General features: G+C 67.0%; 14 protein-coding genes. 8 read left to right on the top strand and 6 right to left on the bottom strand.

Annotation, left to right across the window (positions count from 1 at the left end):
• Positions 1–92 precede the first annotated feature (92 nt).
• The gene (locus tag AC3IPP_RS17210; RefSeq protein WP_489149828.1) at positions 93–1,439 is read left to right on the top strand and encodes a S1C family serine protease; all 1,347 of its coding nucleotides are present in this window, start codon (positions 93–95) and stop codon (positions 1,437–1,439) included.
• A gap of 330 nt (positions 1,440–1,769) precedes the next feature.
• Here the strand turns inward: AC3IPP_RS17210 and fabB are convergent, their stop codons facing one another.
• The 3 genes from fabB to AC3IPP_RS17225 all read right to left on the bottom strand — a co-directional run bounded on the left by fabB (position 1,770) and on the right by AC3IPP_RS17225 (position 4,188).
• The gene (gene fabB, locus AC3IPP_RS17215; protein ID WP_489149829.1) at positions 1,770–2,999 is read right to left on the bottom strand and encodes a beta-ketoacyl-ACP synthase I; all 1,230 of its coding nucleotides are present in this window, start codon (positions 2,997–2,999) and stop codon (positions 1,770–1,772) included.
• 62 nt (positions 3,000–3,061) lie between these two features.
• Positions 3,062–3,601, bottom strand: a complete 540-nt coding sequence (gene fabA / locus AC3IPP_RS17220) for a 3-hydroxyacyl-[acyl-carrier-protein] dehydratase FabA (RefSeq protein WP_087141812.1) — start codon at positions 3,599–3,601, stop codon at positions 3,062–3,064.
• Between the two features lie 80 nt (positions 3,602–3,681).
• Positions 3,682–4,188, bottom strand: a complete 507-nt coding sequence (locus tag AC3IPP_RS17225) for an SH3 domain-containing protein (RefSeq protein WP_489149830.1) — start codon at positions 4,186–4,188, stop codon at positions 3,682–3,684.
• A gap of 119 nt (positions 4,189–4,307) precedes the next feature.
• On the opposite strand from AC3IPP_RS17225, the gene AC3IPP_RS17230 reads away from it, so the two are divergent.
• Complete coding sequence (locus AC3IPP_RS17230) at positions 4,308–5,294, top strand: 2-hydroxyacid dehydrogenase (RefSeq protein ID WP_489149831.1); 987 nt, start codon at positions 4,308–4,310, stop codon at positions 5,292–5,294.
• On the opposite strand, the gene AC3IPP_RS17235 is transcribed toward AC3IPP_RS17230, so the two are convergent.
• Together AC3IPP_RS17235 and AC3IPP_RS17240 are read right to left on the bottom strand one after the other, a co-directional pair.
• Positions 5,291–6,037 carry a HesA/MoeB/ThiF family protein gene (locus tag AC3IPP_RS17235; RefSeq protein WP_087141809.1) on the bottom strand — a complete coding sequence of 249 codons (747 nt, stop codon included), beginning with the start codon at positions 6,035–6,037 and terminating at the stop codon, positions 5,291–5,293. The genes AC3IPP_RS17230 and AC3IPP_RS17235 overlap by 4 nt on opposite strands.
• Before the next feature lie 61 nt (positions 6,038–6,098).
• The gene (locus AC3IPP_RS17240) at positions 6,099–6,509 is read right to left on the bottom strand and encodes a BLUF domain-containing protein (RefSeq protein WP_489149832.1); all 411 of its coding nucleotides are present in this window, start codon (positions 6,507–6,509) and stop codon (positions 6,099–6,101) included.
• A 102-nt stretch (positions 6,510–6,611) separates the two neighbouring features.
• On the opposite strand from AC3IPP_RS17240, the gene hslV reads away from it, so the two are divergent.
• Complete coding sequence (gene hslV / locus AC3IPP_RS17245; protein ID WP_489149833.1) at positions 6,612–7,253, top strand: ATP-dependent protease subunit HslV; 642 nt, start codon at positions 6,612–6,614, stop codon at positions 7,251–7,253.
• A gap of 72 nt (positions 7,254–7,325) precedes the next feature.
• Entirely contained in the window at positions 7,326–8,633 is a 1,308-nt protein-coding gene (gene hslU, locus AC3IPP_RS17250) for an ATP-dependent protease ATPase subunit HslU (RefSeq protein ID WP_269296552.1), read from the top strand.
• 139 nt (positions 8,634–8,772) lie between these two features.
• Here hslU and AC3IPP_RS17255 read toward each other — a convergent pair whose 3' ends face one another.
• Positions 8,773–9,513, bottom strand: coding sequence for an alpha/beta fold hydrolase (locus AC3IPP_RS17255; RefSeq protein ID WP_489149834.1), 741 nt, complete (start codon positions 9,511–9,513; stop codon positions 8,773–8,775).
• Between the two features lie 82 nt (positions 9,514–9,595).
• Here AC3IPP_RS17255 and AC3IPP_RS17260 point away from each other — a divergent pair, with 82 nt between their 5' ends.
• From AC3IPP_RS17260 to AC3IPP_RS17275, 4 genes are all read left to right on the top strand, one after another.
• Positions 9,596–10,558, top strand: coding sequence for a glycosyltransferase family 9 protein (locus AC3IPP_RS17260; protein ID WP_489149835.1), 963 nt, complete (start codon positions 9,596–9,598; stop codon positions 10,556–10,558).
• Positions 10,559–10,703: 145 nt separating this feature from the next.
• On the top strand, positions 10,704–11,225 hold the full coding sequence (gene infC, locus AC3IPP_RS17265) for a translation initiation factor IF-3 (RefSeq protein ID WP_003166438.1): 522 nt from the start codon (positions 10,704–10,706) through the stop codon (positions 11,223–11,225).
• A gap of 307 nt (positions 11,226–11,532) precedes the next feature.
• On the top strand, positions 11,533–13,320 hold the full coding sequence (locus AC3IPP_RS17270; RefSeq protein ID WP_489149836.1) for an alpha/beta hydrolase family protein: 1,788 nt from the start codon (positions 11,533–11,535) through the stop codon (positions 13,318–13,320).
• A 58-nt stretch (positions 13,321–13,378) separates the two neighbouring features.
• Positions 13,379–14,650, top strand: coding sequence for an MFS transporter (locus AC3IPP_RS17275; protein WP_489149837.1), 1,272 nt, complete (start codon positions 13,379–13,381; stop codon positions 14,648–14,650).
• The last annotated feature ends 76 nt before the right edge of the window (positions 14,651–14,726 follow it).

The raw sequence follows: 14,726 nt of genomic DNA on the forward strand, positions 1-14,726 counted from the left end.
CTTTGCCGTTGTCGCGCGTTTGTCTCGCCTGCGGGGCGGCGATGCTCGCCCGTCTGTCGACCGAAGGCGGTCGGCGCGTGAAGGAAACCGGAATGACGAAACACAGCCTGCTGGCCGGCGCCGCCCTGGCGATCTTCAGCTTCAGCGGCATGGCCCAGGCTGCGCCCGTGGCCGCGACGGCGACGACCGTCCAGTCCCCCGTGGCGGCCATGCCCTATGACGCCCGGCGCGGCGTCTTCACCTTCGCCGCCGGGCTGGAGGAAAGCCTGCCCGCCGTGGTCCAGGTGACGACCTTGGGCCAGTCGCGCGGTCCCAGCTCGGAAAACAATCCCAAGCCGTCGCAGGGCGGCTCGGGCGTCATCATCGACGCGCGCGAAGGCATCATCGTCACCAACCACCACGTCATCGAGAACGGTCAGAAATTCACCGTCGACCTGATCGACGGCCGCCTGTTCGACGCCACCCTGATCGGCGCCGACAAGGCGACGGACATCGCCGTGCTGAAGATCGACGCCACGGGCCTGTCGCAGGTGGCGACGGTGGATTCCGACACCCTGCGCAGCGGCGATCTGGCGTTCGCGGTCGGCTATCCTCTGGGTCTGGACCAGACCCTGACCATGGGCGTCATCTCGGGTCTGAACCGCTCGGGCATGGGCGACGCCATCGAGGACTACATCCAGACCGACGCGGCGGTGAACTCGGGCAACTCGGGCGGGCCGCTGCTGGACAGCCGGGGGCGCCTGATCGGCATCAACACGGCCATCCTGTCGGGCGGGTTCGGCGGCGGCAACGACGGCATCGCCTTCGCCGTGCCGACGCGTATCATGATGTTCGTGGTCGACCAGCTGCGCGCCACCGGCGAGGTCAAGCGCGGCCGCGTCGGCCTGGGCCTCGGCTCCCTGACGGCCGAGCGGGCGCGCGAGGTCGGGTCGAACATCGTGCGCGGCGCCGTGGTCTATGACGTCGAGCCGGGCTCGGCGGGCGAGAAGGCGGGGCTGAAGCCCGGCGACGTGCTGACGCGCATCCAGGACCGCCCGGTGGCCAACGCCGGCTCGGTCCAGGCCACGGTCGGGATCGCGCGCGCGGGCAGCCAGATGCCGGTCGTCTATCTGCGCGACGGCCGCGAGGCCTCGACCCGGCTGACGATCGAGCCGTCCGATCCGGCGCCGGTGCGTGTCGGTGTTCAGGCGGCCATGGCGCGCGGCCTGACGGTGCGCAATCCGGCCTCGGGACGCGGGGCTCAGATCGCGGTGGTCGAGGCGGGGTCTTCCGCCGCCGCCGCGGGCTTCCAGGCTGGCGATGTGGTGGTCCAGGCGAACGGCGCCGAGATCGCGGACATGAAGGATCTGGCTCAGCGGCTTCAGGCGGCGGGCGAGGCGGTCGTGCCGGTCATCGTGCTGCGCGACAGCGAACGGGTCGAGATCGACCTGCCGGCCTGATCCCACGTACCTGAAGGCTTATCGGAATCGCCCGCGTGACCCGGCGTCGCGCGGGCGAAGTCTTATGCGTCTGGTAGGAAGCGGACAGCAAAACGCCCGCGCTGCCGGGGAGGGGGAGGAGGGGCAGGCGCGGGCGTCTCGCTTGGAGGAAGCATCGACCCGCCGAAGCCCTACGCGGAAAAATCCAGGGGGCTGGGGGGGCTGTTCAGGATCCGGGACTTTTCCGAACTCCGACGGGCCGATGATGCATGTGTGCGCGTCGTTCCGGGCGGGCGAAGGACCGAATGGGGGCGTTTTCGTGTCGCTTCGTATTTTCCCGATCGGTGAAGCTTAGACCTTGGACAGGATCAGGGTGGCGTTGGTGCCGCCGAAACCGAAGCTGTTGGACATGACGTGCTTCAGTTCGCCGTCGTGGCGCTGACGCAGGATCGGCATGCCCTCGAACTCGGGGTCCAGGGTCTCGATGTGGGCGCTCTCGGCGGCGAAGCCATGCTTCATCATCAGCAGGCAGTAGATGGCTTCCTGCGCGCCCGCCGCGCCGAGCGAGTGGCCCGTCAGCGACTTGGTTGAGGAGATCATCGGCATGGCGTCGCCGAAGACGTTGCGCACCGCGCCCATCTCCTTGCTGTCGCCGACCGGCGTCGAGGTGCCGTGCGGGTTCAGGTAGTCGATCTTGGGGTTGCCGGCCATTTCCAGCGCGATCTTCATGCAGCGCTCGGCGCCCTCGCCCGAGGGGGCCACCATGTCGTAGCCGTCCGAGTTGGCGCCGTAGCCGGTGACTTCGGCGTAGATGGTCGCGCCGCGCGCCACGGCGCGTTCGTACTCTTCCAGCACCACGATGCCCGCGCCGCCCGCGATGACGAAGCCGTCGCGCGCCGTGTCATAGGCGCGGCTGGCCTTGTCGGGCGTGTCGTTGAAGTTGGAGGACATGGCGCCCATGGCGTCGAACATGTTCGACATGGACCAGTCGATGTCCTCGCAGCCGCCCGCGAAGACCACATCCTGCTTGCCCCAGGCGATCTGCTCGGCGGCCGCGCCGATGCAGTGGGCGCTGGTCGCGCAGGCCGAGCTGATCGAATAGTTGATGCCCTTCAGCTCGAACCAGGTGGCCAGCACGGCCGAGGGGCCGGACGCCATCGCCTTGGGCACGGCGAAGGGGCCGACGCGCTTGGGCGAGCCCTTTTCGACCGTGGTGGCCGCCGCCTGCAGGATGATCTGGGTCGATGGGCCGCCCTCGCCGACGATCAGGCCGATGCGCTCGTTCTTGATTTCGTCGGCGGACAGGCCGCTGTCCTTCAGCGCCTCTTCAAAGGCGATGTGCGCCCAGGCCGTGCCGTTGGCCAGGAAGCGCGCGGCGCGGCGGTCGACCAGCGGCGCCCAGTCCTCGGCCGTGTGGCCCAGGGCCGGCGGCGCCCAGACCTGGGAGCGGAAGCCGTATTTGGCGTGGTCGGCGGCGTGCTGGACGCCCGACTTGGCGTCGCGCAGGGAGGCCGCGACCTGATCCTGGCCGGTGCCGATGGAAGAGACGATGCCCAGTCCGGTGACGACGACACGCCGCATGGTGTTTCCAATCCTCAAAGTCTTCGGACGCCGCGTTGGCCGCGACTATCCAACAAGTGGTGTCAGGCGGCGTCCGGTTCCACCGGGGCCGCACCGCCGAACAGGCCGACGCGCATGTCGGCGCAGGTGTAGATGACCTCGCCGTCGGCCTCGAGCACGCCGTCGGCGATGCCCATGACCAGCTTGCGGTTGATGACGCGCTTCAGGTGGACCTTGTAGACCACCTTCTTGATGTCCGGCGTCACCTGGCCGGTGAACTTGACCTCGCCGACGCCCAGCGCCCGGCCCTTGCCGGGGCCGCCGATCCAGCCGAGGTAGAAGCCGACCAGCTGCCACATGGCGTCTAGGCCCAGGCAGCCCGGCATGACCGGATCACCGATGAAGTGGCACTGGAAGAACCAGAGGTCCGGGTTGATGTCGAGTTCAGCCTCGACATAGCCCTTGCCGTAGTCGCCGCCGTCGGCGCTAATGGTCTTGATCCGGTCGAACATCAGCATGGGCGGGGCCGGCAGTTGGGCGTTGCCCGGACCGAACAGCTCGCCCCGGCCCGAGGCCAGCAGGCCTTCGTGATCGAACGACGACGGATATTGCGACTGGCTCAAGGGAAATCGGCTCCGAAAGGTGTTGCTGGCGGGTTACACGACCCGGAGGCCGCGCTCAACCATGCCGTCACTATATGAGATCAGGAGGCCCGGCCGGCGCCGGCCGGGCGGGCGGCGTTGCACAGGGCCCGCTCCTGCGTGCCGAAGACAGCGCGTTCGGCGACCCAGCCGCGCAGCTTGCGCGCCCGCACCCGGCACCAGCCGTCCTCGCACTCGTCCAGGGGGATCAGGGCGTTCGGCGACAGAAGGGCGCGGACCGAGGCGGTCTCGGACCGGCCCGAGCGGATCGGCACCGCTTCGTTCGAGCGGTTGAAGACGCTGCGACGACCCGAGGCGACGGTGTGGTGGATCCAGGCGACGGACCCTTCCGGGTCGCAGATCTTGCGCCACTCGCGCGTCTCGGCGATCACCTGAACGGGCAGGCCTGCGGCGCGGTATTCCCATAGGATGCGGTAGTCGAGGCCCGGTCCCTGGCGCGCCCGCACCTGCGACGACTTCAGCGTCACCCAGCGCGGCACCTCCAGCCCCGTCGGGGTCGGGCGGCCGTCGGGCATGGTCGAACCCGCCGCCAAGAGAACGCCGGTCATGAGGACGGCGGCGAGGGCCGCGACGCGAGGCGCCCTTTTGAACCTGACCGCAGCTTTGCTAGACACCGAATATCGACCCGTTCCGAACGGGCGCCGCCCGTGGAAAACCCAGGTCCCCTATGTCCGCTCGCAAGCTTAAGGTCGTATTAACCAGACGCCTGCCTGACGCCGTCGAAACGCGGATGCGCGAACTTTTCGACGCCGAGCTGAACCTCACCGATCGGCCGATGTCGCGCGATGACCTGGCCGCCGCCCTGCAAAGGGCCGACGTGTTGGCGCCGACCATCACCGATCATCTGGACGCCGAGCTGATCGCGGGCGCGGGCGAACAGTTGAAGATGATCGCCAACTTTGGCGCGGGCGTGGACCACATCGACATCGACGCCGCCGTCGGGCGCGGGATCATCGTCACCAATACGCCGGGCGTCCTGACCGAGGACACCGCCGATCTGGGCATGAGCCTGATCCTGGCTGTCAGCCGCCGCGTCGTCGAGGGCGCCGCTGTCGTCGCCGCAGGTCAGTTCGAGGGCTGGAGCCCGACCTGGATGTGCGGGCGCAAGCTGTGGGGCAAGCGTCTGGGCATCGTCGGCATGGGCCGCATCGGCCAGGCTCTGGCCCGCCGCGCCAAGGCCTTCGGCATGCAGGTCCACTATCACAACCGCAAACCCGTCCCGGACATGATCGCCGAGGAGCTGGGCGCCACCTGGTGGGATGATCTGGACCAGATGCTGGCGCGGATGGACGTCATCTCGCTGAACTGCCCGGCGACGAAGGAGACGCACCACCTGCTGTCGGCCGAACGCCTGGCCCGGCTTCAGCCGCACGCCATCGTGGTCAACACCGCGCGCGGCGAGCTGATCGACGAGGCGGCTCTGGTCGAGGCGTTGGACCGCCGCGCCCTGTTCGGCGTGGGGTTGGACGTGTTCGAGAACGAGCCGAAGGTCCACCCCGGCCTGATCGGCCGCCCGAACGTGGTGCTGCTGCCACACCTCGGCTCGGCCACGATTGAGGCGCGTCAGGACATGGGCGACCGGGTGATCGCCAACATCATGACCTGGCAGAACGGCCACCGCCCGCCTGACCGCGTCATCCCGGCGATGCTCTAGGCGTGATCTGAGCCGCAGACGGGACAGGCGGGGTCGGCGGCGATCTTCGCCACCCGGCTGGTTCCGGCCAGACCGTCGTAGAGCATCAGGCGGCCGGTCAGCGGCTCGCCCGCGCCGGTGATCAGCTTGATCGCCTCCAGCGCCGCCATGGCGCCGATGACGCCGGCCAGGGCGCCGACCACGCCGACGCGGGCGCAGGTCTCGGCGTCGGGCGGAATCTCGGGCACCAGGCACTGGTAGCAGGGCCGCCCCTCAAACACCGACACCTGTCCCGACCAGCGGCCCAGGGCGCCGGACACCAGCGGCTTGCCCGCCGCCACGCAGGCGGCGTTGACGGCCAGTCGCGTCTCGAAGTCGTCGGTGCCGTCCAGCGCCAGATCGAAGTCCTGCATCAGGGCCGCCGCGCTGTCCGGCGTGACGCGCTGGTTGAAGGTCTGGACTGTGACGTGCGGATTCAGGGCGTTCAGCCGTTCTGCGCCCGCCTCGACCTTGGAGCGCTCGGGGTCGTCGGTGGTGAAGGCGATCTGACGCTGCAGGTTCGACAGGGCGACCGTGTCGTCGTCGATCAGGCCCAGCGTCCCGACCCCGGCGGCGGCCAGATAGAGGGCCGCCGGGTTGCCCACCCCGCCCATGCCGACGATCAGCACGCGGGCGCGTTTCAGCGCCTGCTGGCCGGGGCCGCCGATCTCGGACAGCACCAGTTGGCGGGCGTAGCGCTCGACCTCTTCGTCGGAGAAACGCACGGGGGCGAGAGGAGCGGAAGATTGGGTCACGCCGACTGTCTAGCGCAGTCGGACCGATGCGTCAGGCCGGAACGGGGGCGGCGCTGACGGCGAGCGTCAGCAGGGCCTCGGCGCGGGCGGGGCTGAGCTGGTCCAGGGCTTCGCCGTTCAGCAGCTGGGCCGCTGCGGGCGTCAGCTCGGCCAGGATCATGGGCCAGTCGCCGAACTGGCGGCCGGAGACGGGCGTGTCGGACAACAGGCGCAGGTTCTCGTGACGCGGATCGAGTCGCAGCCGGTCCATCAGGCGGTCGATGTCGGCCCGGCGGCCCTCGATGATCTGAAGAAAGCGCCCGTCATGACGCATCAGGGCGCTGGTCAGACCGTCGCGGCGATTGTTGCGCTCGGACTCGCCGAGGATCTCCGCCAGGATCAGAAGGCTGGTCGCCGCGCCGCCGACGGCGTCGCTGACATAGATGGCGCGGTGCAGGGGCAAGGGAACTCAAAAATACAAGACGCGCCCCCCTCCTCGCGAGCGGGCAAGGCGGCGGATCGACCGAGGGCTGTCCACTTTTCATGGCGCGATTAAGAATTGCTTATGGTTAAGCTTTTCGCGGCGGGGCGCCGGTTGCGACAAAGCCTAATCTTGCGACCGGCGATGGGCTTCGCCATGTCAGCGGCCATGAACACGACCGCCTCCAACTTCCCCGACTGGCACGGCACCACCATTTTGGCGGTGCGCAAGAACGGCCGCACCGTCATCGCCGGCGACGGCCAGGTCTCGATGGGGCCGACCATCGTGAAGGGCGCCGCGCGCAAGGTGCGGACTCTGGCGAACGGCAAGGTGCTGGCGGGCTTCGCCGGGGCCACGGCCGACGCCCTGACCCTGATCGAGCGGCTGGAGGCCAAGCTGGAGCAGTATCCGGACCAGTTGGCGCGCGCCTGCGTCGAACTGGCCAAGGACTGGCGCACCGACCGCTACCTGCGTCGTCTGGAGGCCATGCTGCTGGTCGCCGACAAGGACACCATTCTGACCGTCACCGGCGTCGGCGACGTGCTGGAGCCGGAATACGGCGTGGCCGCCGTCGGCTCGGGCGGCAACTACGCCTTGGCCGCCGCCCGCGCCCTGATCGACGAGCACACCGAACTGGACGCCGAACAGATCGCCCGCAAGGCCATGAAGATCGCCGCCGACATCTGCGTCTACACCAACGGCAACCTGACCATTGAAAGTCTGTAGGGCGCTATCGCTCGCCGCGCGGCGGCTTGCTGCTTGAGCGCCTGATACGCGTATTTCTGGACCGTCTGAACCATGACTGATCTTTCTCCCCGCGAAATCGTCTCCGAGCTGGACCGCTTCATCGTCGGTCAGGACGACGCCAAGCGCGCCGTGGCCGTGGCCCTGCGCAACCGCTGGCGCCGCAAGCGCGTGCCCGACGATCTGCGCGACGAGGTCACGCCCAAGAACATCCTGATGATCGGCCCGACGGGCGTGGGCAAGACGGAGATCGCCCGGCGTCTGGCGCGTCTGGCGGGCTCGCCCTTCCTCAAGGTCGAGGCGACCAAGTTCACCGAGGTCGGCTATGTCGGCCGCGACGTTGATCAGATCATGCGCGATCTGGTCGAGAGCGCCCTGGTCATGGTGCGCGACAAGCGCCGCTCGGGCGTGAAGGCTCGCGCTGAGGGCCAGGCCGAGGAACGCATTCTGGACGCCCTGGTGGGCCCCGGTTCGCAGCCCGCCACGCGCGAGGCCTTCCGCAAGAAGCTGCGCGCCGGCGAACTGGACGACAAGGAGATCGAGATCGCCCTGGCCGATACGGCGTCGCCGCTGCAGGGGCTGGATATGCCGGGCGGCGGCGGCAACGTCGGCTTGCTGAACCTATCGGAGATGCTGGGCAAGATGGGCGGCGGCCGCACCAAGACGGTCAAGCTGACCGTGCGCGACGCCCTGGCGCCCCTCGTCACCGAGGAAAGCGACAAGCTGCTGGATCAGGAAAGCCTGACCAAGGAAGCCCTGCTGCTGGCCGAGAACGAGGGCATCGTCTTCCTGGACGAGATCGACAAGGTGGCCGCGCGTCAGGATCGCGGCGGCGGCGCCGACGTGTCGCGTGAAGGCGTGCAGCGCGACCTGCTGCCCTTGATCGAGGGGACGACCGTCTCGACCAAGTACGGGCCGGTGAAGACCGACCATGTGCTGTTCATCGCCTCGGGCGCCTTCCACGTCGCCAAGCCGTCGGACCTGTTGCCGGAACTGCAGGGCCGCCTGCCGATCCGGGTCGAGCTGAAGGCCCTGACCCGCGACGACTTCAAGCGCATCCTGACCGAGCCCGAGGCCAATCTGATCCGTCAGAACCAGGCCCTGCTGGCGACCGAAGGGGTCGAGCTGGTCTTTACCGACGACGCGGTCGAGGCCATGGCCGACGCCGCCGTGGCCGCCAACTCCACCGTCGAGAACATCGGCGCGCGCCGTCTTCAGACGGTGATGGAGCGGGTGCTGGAAGAGACCAGCTTCAAGGCCTCGGACCTGTCCGGCCAGACCCTGACCTTCGACGGGGACAAGGTGCGCGAGAAGGTTGGCGACCTGGCCAAGAACGTGGATTTGAGCCGGTTCATCCTGTGATCGGTTGAAGCCTTTCCTCCCCACGATGTGGGGAGGGGGACCACGAAGTGGTGGAGGGGTTTGCGACGTTGGAACCAAGCGGCCCCTCCGTCTCGTCGGCTGCGCCGTCGATCCACCTCCCCATTGCATGGGGAGGAAATCAGCCCCGCATCGCCGCCACCGCTGCGACCAGCCGCTCCAGCTCAGCCGGGCTGGACAGCCGGTGGTCGCCGCCTTCGACCAGGTCGAGGCGCAGGTCCCCGCCGGTCAGGCGCTCGGCCAGTTCGACCTGATGGCGCCACGGCACCACGTCGTCGGCGCGGCCTTGCAGCACATGGATCGGCGCCGTGATCTCGATCCGGCCGTCCAGCAGCAGCCAGTCGCGCGCCTCCTCGAACATTCGCCGGGTCAGGATGTAGGCGCCGAGGCCCTCCTCGGTGATGACCGTCTCGCCTTCGCGCAGGATGGCCTGACGCTCGTGGTCGGCCAGACCCGGCCACATCAGTTTTTCGGTGAAGTCCTGCGCAGGATTGACCAGCACCACCCCCTTGATCCGTTCCGGTCGCGCCAGCGTCGCCAACAGCGCCACCCAGCCGCCCATCGACGAGCCGACCGGGATCACCGGGCCTTCCAGACTGTCGATCAGGGCGATGGCGTCCTCGCGCCAGCGGCCGATAGTCGCCTGCTTCCAGTCGCCGCTCGACACGCCGTGGGCGAAGTGGTCGTAGCGGACATAGCTCCAGCCGCGCTCGCGGGCGGCGGCGTCCAGCGCCAGGGCCTTGGTCCCCTCCATGTCCGAGCGGAAGCCGCCGATCCAGACGACCGTCGGGCCGTCGCCCTTGACCGCCTTATAGGCCAGCGTCTCGCCGTCGGGGCGGATCAGGGTCTGGACGTCGGACATGGGAAACTCCTCGGACTGTCATTCCTCGGGGAATGGCTTTAGCAGAGACGGACCGTGTTCACAGAGGCCGCGAGGCGCCCGCTTGTCTGCTCCCAAAGCCCTGTTCGTCAGCTCCAACCGGATCGGCGACTGCGTCATCTCCTCGGGCGTGATCCGCGAGATCGCGCGTCAGCTGCCGGGCGTTCAGATCACCGTCGCCTGCGGTCGTCCGCCCGCTCCCTTCTTCCGTTCGGCGCCGAACGTCGAGCGCGTCATCATCCTCGACAAGAAGAAGGCCGCCGGACACTGGGTCGATCTGTGGAAGCAGGTGCGCGGGACGCAGTGGGACATGGTCGTGGACATTCGCGGCTCGGCCCTGGCCTATCTGATCCCGGCCAAACGACGCGTCGTCTACAACCGCCGCTGGGAGACCGGTCTGCGCAAGGTTGAGATGGTCTCGCGCCTGATGGGCTCGCCGACGTCGCTGGACCCGGAAATCTTCCTCGACGATCAGGCCCGCGTCGAGGCGGCCGCCATCATCGACCCGCAACTGGCCGCCGGGCCGGGCGAAGGGTCGATCATCGCGCTCGCCCCCATCGCGCACCAGCCGGGCAAGTCATGGCCCGCCGACCGCTGGGGCGCGCTGGTCGAGAAGCTGAAGGCTGAGCCGCGCTTCGACGGCTGGCGTTTCATGCCCGTCGGCGGGCCTGGCGATCGGCCGCCCGCGACCCCGGCGCTGGAGGCGGGGGGACCGCGCGCCATCGACTGCGTGGGCAAGGGCGACATTCTGTGCTCGGCCGCCGCCATCGACCGGGCGACCCTGTTCGTCGGCAACGACTCCGGTCTGATGCACGTCTCGGCGGCGTTGGGGCGGCCCACGCTGGGCCTGTTCGGTCCGACGGAGTGGTGGCTCTATGGCCCGTGGGGGCCGAAGACGCGCACGGCGGCGTCCAATGAGACGCGCGGCCAGTTCGCCCCGATCGAGGATCTGAGCGTCGATCATGTGTTCGAGGCGGTGCTGGACCTGCACGACGCCTATGTCGCCGAAGCCGTCGTAAAGGCCTGAAAGGCCGAAATCCCTTGAAACATCGGCCTTGCGTCGCCATATTCCGGCCGCTTGGAACACAGCCGCAGCCTTGCGCGCTGAATCCCTGCAACCAGTTTCGCCTATCTTCTGATCACATAAGGAAACGACGCCCATTCGCCGTCCCATGCAAGCGCCGCCCGTAAAGGACGGGCCGCCCATCAACCAGGATATCCGCGCCGCCCGCGTTCTGCTCATTGACCAGAACGGGGAAAAACAGGGCGTCATGCCGCTGTCGGCTGCGCTGGAGGCCGCCGAAGAGGCGGGCCTGGACCTGGTTCAGATCGTCGCCAATGCGGAAACGCCGGTGTGCAAGATTCTGGACTACGGCAAGCATCGTTTCCAGGAACAGAAGAAGAAGGCTGAGGCGCGTAAGCGTCAGAAGGTCGTCGAGCTGAAGGAAATCAAGCTTCGGCCGAACATCGACACGCACGACTACGACGTGAAGGCCAAGGCCATGCACCGCTTCTTCGACGACGGTGACAAGGTCAAGGTGACCATCCGCTTCCGCGGCCGTGAAATGGCCCATCCCGAACTGGGCATGAAGCTGATGAACAAGGTCCAGGCCGATTTCGAGGAAGAGGCCAAGGTCGAGTTCGCGCCCAAGATGGAAGGCCGCCAGATGATCATGATCCTGGCGCCTCGCTGAGGATTTACTCGTTTCTGACTAAATGACGACGCCCGCGCCACACGGTTGCGGGCGTCTTGCATTTGAATAACAGTGTGCGCTCTTGGTTTTTCAATTCAGGGGCGGACGGGCTGTGATTTTCTTCAGATCGATCATGTGGGGCTTTGCCGGCGTGTTGGCGATTGGAGGGGCTCCCGCCCTGGCTCAGGGCGTTCCGGTTGCTGCCGTCAGTCCCTCGCCTCTCCCGGTTGTCGAGTCTCCGGCGTTAGAGTTGTATGGACGGCTTCCTGCCTTTTCCAATCCACGCCTCTCGCCGGATGGCACGAAGATGGCCCATCTGGTGAATGTTGGGGCTTCGCAGGCGATGGTGATCGTCGATCTGTCGAATCTTCAGGTGGTCGGGGGGCTGCGAGAGATCGAGAACAAGGTCCGCAGCTTGTCGTGGGTTGGGAATGACTATGTTCTGATTTCGACCTCTACCGCCGCCACCTTGCCCTTCATGGTGGAGAAGGGAGAGTATGCTCAAGGTTTGATCTATACTCTGGCGACGCGCTCGGTTCAGACTGTTTTTGCGCGTAATCCTGAGCTGGCGCGGATCATGATCGGCGGGGTTATTGTCCGTGATACGCCCTCTGGTCCTGCTATTTATTCGCAAGGCTTTGATGCCCGTGATGGGACGGCTGACCTCTATCGAATTGATCCAACGAACAATCGGGCGACGCGGATGGCGCGTGGCCGAAACGTCGGGAACTATCTTCTGGATAGCGCGGGGGAGCCGATTGCGCGTTCCACATACTATGCGGAAACCGGCTCTTGGAGCGTTGACGTAAAGCGTGGCGGGGCTTGGCCACGTGTCTGGACGACGACCGCCTTGCTGGATCAGCCTTCGCTGATCGGCTTCGGACGCACTGCTGGCTCGGTCATTGTTCAGGCCAAGCTGGAAGGCGACGATGAGCCCAAATATCGCGAGCTCTCTCTTGAAACTGGCGAATGGACGGATCTGAGTTTTGAGGATCAGCCAGGCAGTCTAGTCTATCATCCAGTCACCAAGTTGCTTATCGGCACGGTCAAGGATGGTGACGAGGGGCCAGTTTATGAGATTGCGGATCCCGCCGCAGCTGCGGTTTGGCGAGCTGTTAGTGGAGCGTTCAAGGGGCGTCACCCTTCGATTCAGAGCTGGACCTCGAGTATGAGGTCGCTCATCGTGCAGACTGACGGCAACGGCGATCCTGGCACCTATAATCTGGTCGATCTTGATCGAGGCGTTGCTGAAATCATTGGTGAATCCTATCCGGGCATCACTGCTGAGCAGGTGGGTCATATTCGCTCGATCTCATATCCTGCGGCGGATGGCATGGTGATCCCCGGATATCTCACGTTGCCGCCGGGGGTTCATGAGCCGCGCGGCTTGCCGTTGGTGCTTTTGCCTCATGGCGGACCTGCGGCGCGCGACCACTTCGGGTTCGACTGGTGGTCTCAGGCGCTGGCGGCCCAGGGCTATGCCGTTTTGCAACCCAATTTCCGTGGGTCGGACGGGTTGGGCGAGGCGCATCTGACCGCTGGATACGGGCAGTGGGGGCGCAAGATGCAGACCGATCTGTCGGATGGCGTTCGATGGTTGGCTTCGGAGGGGATCATCGACCCCAAGCGCGTATGCATTGTAGGTGCAAGCTATGGCGGCTACGCGGCTATGGCTGGGCCAACGATCGACCAGGGCGTTTATCGTTGTGCGGTGTCTGTGGCGGGGGTGTCTGACCTAAATGAAATGATCAAGTGGTCGGGCGGCGGAGCCAGCGGGCGTTCAAGTCCCGTGGTGCGTTACTGGATGCGATTTATGGGGGCGCAGCGGCTTGGCGACCCGGCTCTGGACGGCCTGTCACCTGCTCTGTTGGCCGATCGGGCGGATGCGCCGATGCTGCTGATTCACGGTCGCGACGATACTGTGGTGCCTTATGATCAGTCTGTTCGGCTCTATAATGCCTTGCGAAGGGCTGGGAAGCCGGTCGAACTGGTGCCGCTTGACGATGAGGACCATTGGTTGTCGGCTCCGGAAACGCGTCAGAAAATGCTGAGTGAGACCGTACGTTTCCTGGCGGCGCACAATCCGGCTAATTGAGGCGGGGGTCAGCATCGCTGCGCTTTTCGATCGGCAGGCGCCGCGCTAAGGCGTGGTCATGTCCGCTTCTGTCTCTCCTCAGGCCCAGGCTCCGACCCTGGCGGTGCTGTTCGCCGTGGTCTTCATCAACCTGGTCGGGTTCGGCTTGGTGGTGCCGCTGCTGCCTTTCTTCGCGCAGAGCCTTCAGGCTGAGCCGTGGCAGATCACCCTGATGTTCTCGGCCTATTCCCTGGGGCAGTTCTTCGCCGAGCCCTTCTGGGGGCGGCTGTCGGACAGGATCGGGCGCAAGCCGGTTCTGCTGATCACCCTGGCCGCCAACGCCGTGGGCTATCTGTTACTGGCCTTCGCGCCCAACATCTGGGCGGCGATCCTGGTGCGGATGTTCACGGGGCTGGGCGCGGGCAATATCTCGACCGTTCAGGGCTATATCGCCGACGTCACCCCGCCCGAGCGCCGGGCCGGGCGCATGGGGTTGATCGGCGCCGCCTTCGGCCTGGGCTTCATCGTCGGACCGGGCATGGGCGGTCTGCTGGCCCAGCCGCAGATGGGCCATGTCGGCTATCAGTTGCCGATCTTCGCCGCTTCGGGCGCGGCGGTGCTGGCGGCGCTGGGGGTGATGTTCTTCCTGCGCGAGAGCCGGGCCAAGGCCGATCCGGCGGCGCCGCGTCCGGCCTTCCTGGCGGGCATTCGGTTCGCCCGCACGGATGAGGTGGTGTCGCGCGTCCTGGTGGTCAGCCTGATCTATCTGGCGGGCTTTTCGGCGATGGAGGCCGCTTTCGGCCTGTGGGCCGAGAACCGCTACGCCTGGACCGCGCGCGAGGTGGGGCTCAGCTTCATGATCGTGGGCCTGGTCTCGGCGGTGAACCAGGGGTTGCTGGCCGGTCGGCTGGCGCGGCGGTTCGGCGAGGCGCGGGTGCTGGCGGCGGGGATGCTGTTGTTCGGGACGTCGCTCATTCTGCAGGTGGCGGCTCCCCCGGCCTGGTTCCCCGCGACGCAGATCGACCTGGGGCTGTTCGTCATTCCGGTGTCGGCCGGGTGGATCATTCCCATCGTCATGGGGATCGGCGCCTGCGGCATGTCCCTGGCCATGCCCAACATCTCGGCCCTGATCAGTCGCTCGTCGCCGCCGGATCGGCAGGGGGCTATGCTGGGGTTGAACATGGCGGCCGGATCGATGGCGCGCATCGTCGGCCCCATGGTTGCGGGCGTCCTCTATTCGGCCGTTGGGCCGGACTGGCCCTTCCTGGTCGGAGCGGTGCTGACGGTTCCGGCGGCGATGATGGCGATCAACGCCGGGCGCGCTGCGCGCCGCCGGGCGGCTCAGGTCTGAGTTCGCTCACGCGGACTCTTCTTGCCTCCGGTCCCCGTTTGGCGTAGAAGCCGCGCCTTCGCGTACCGGACCGCCG

The organism is Brevundimonas sp. KH_060 (assembly GCF_057838275.1).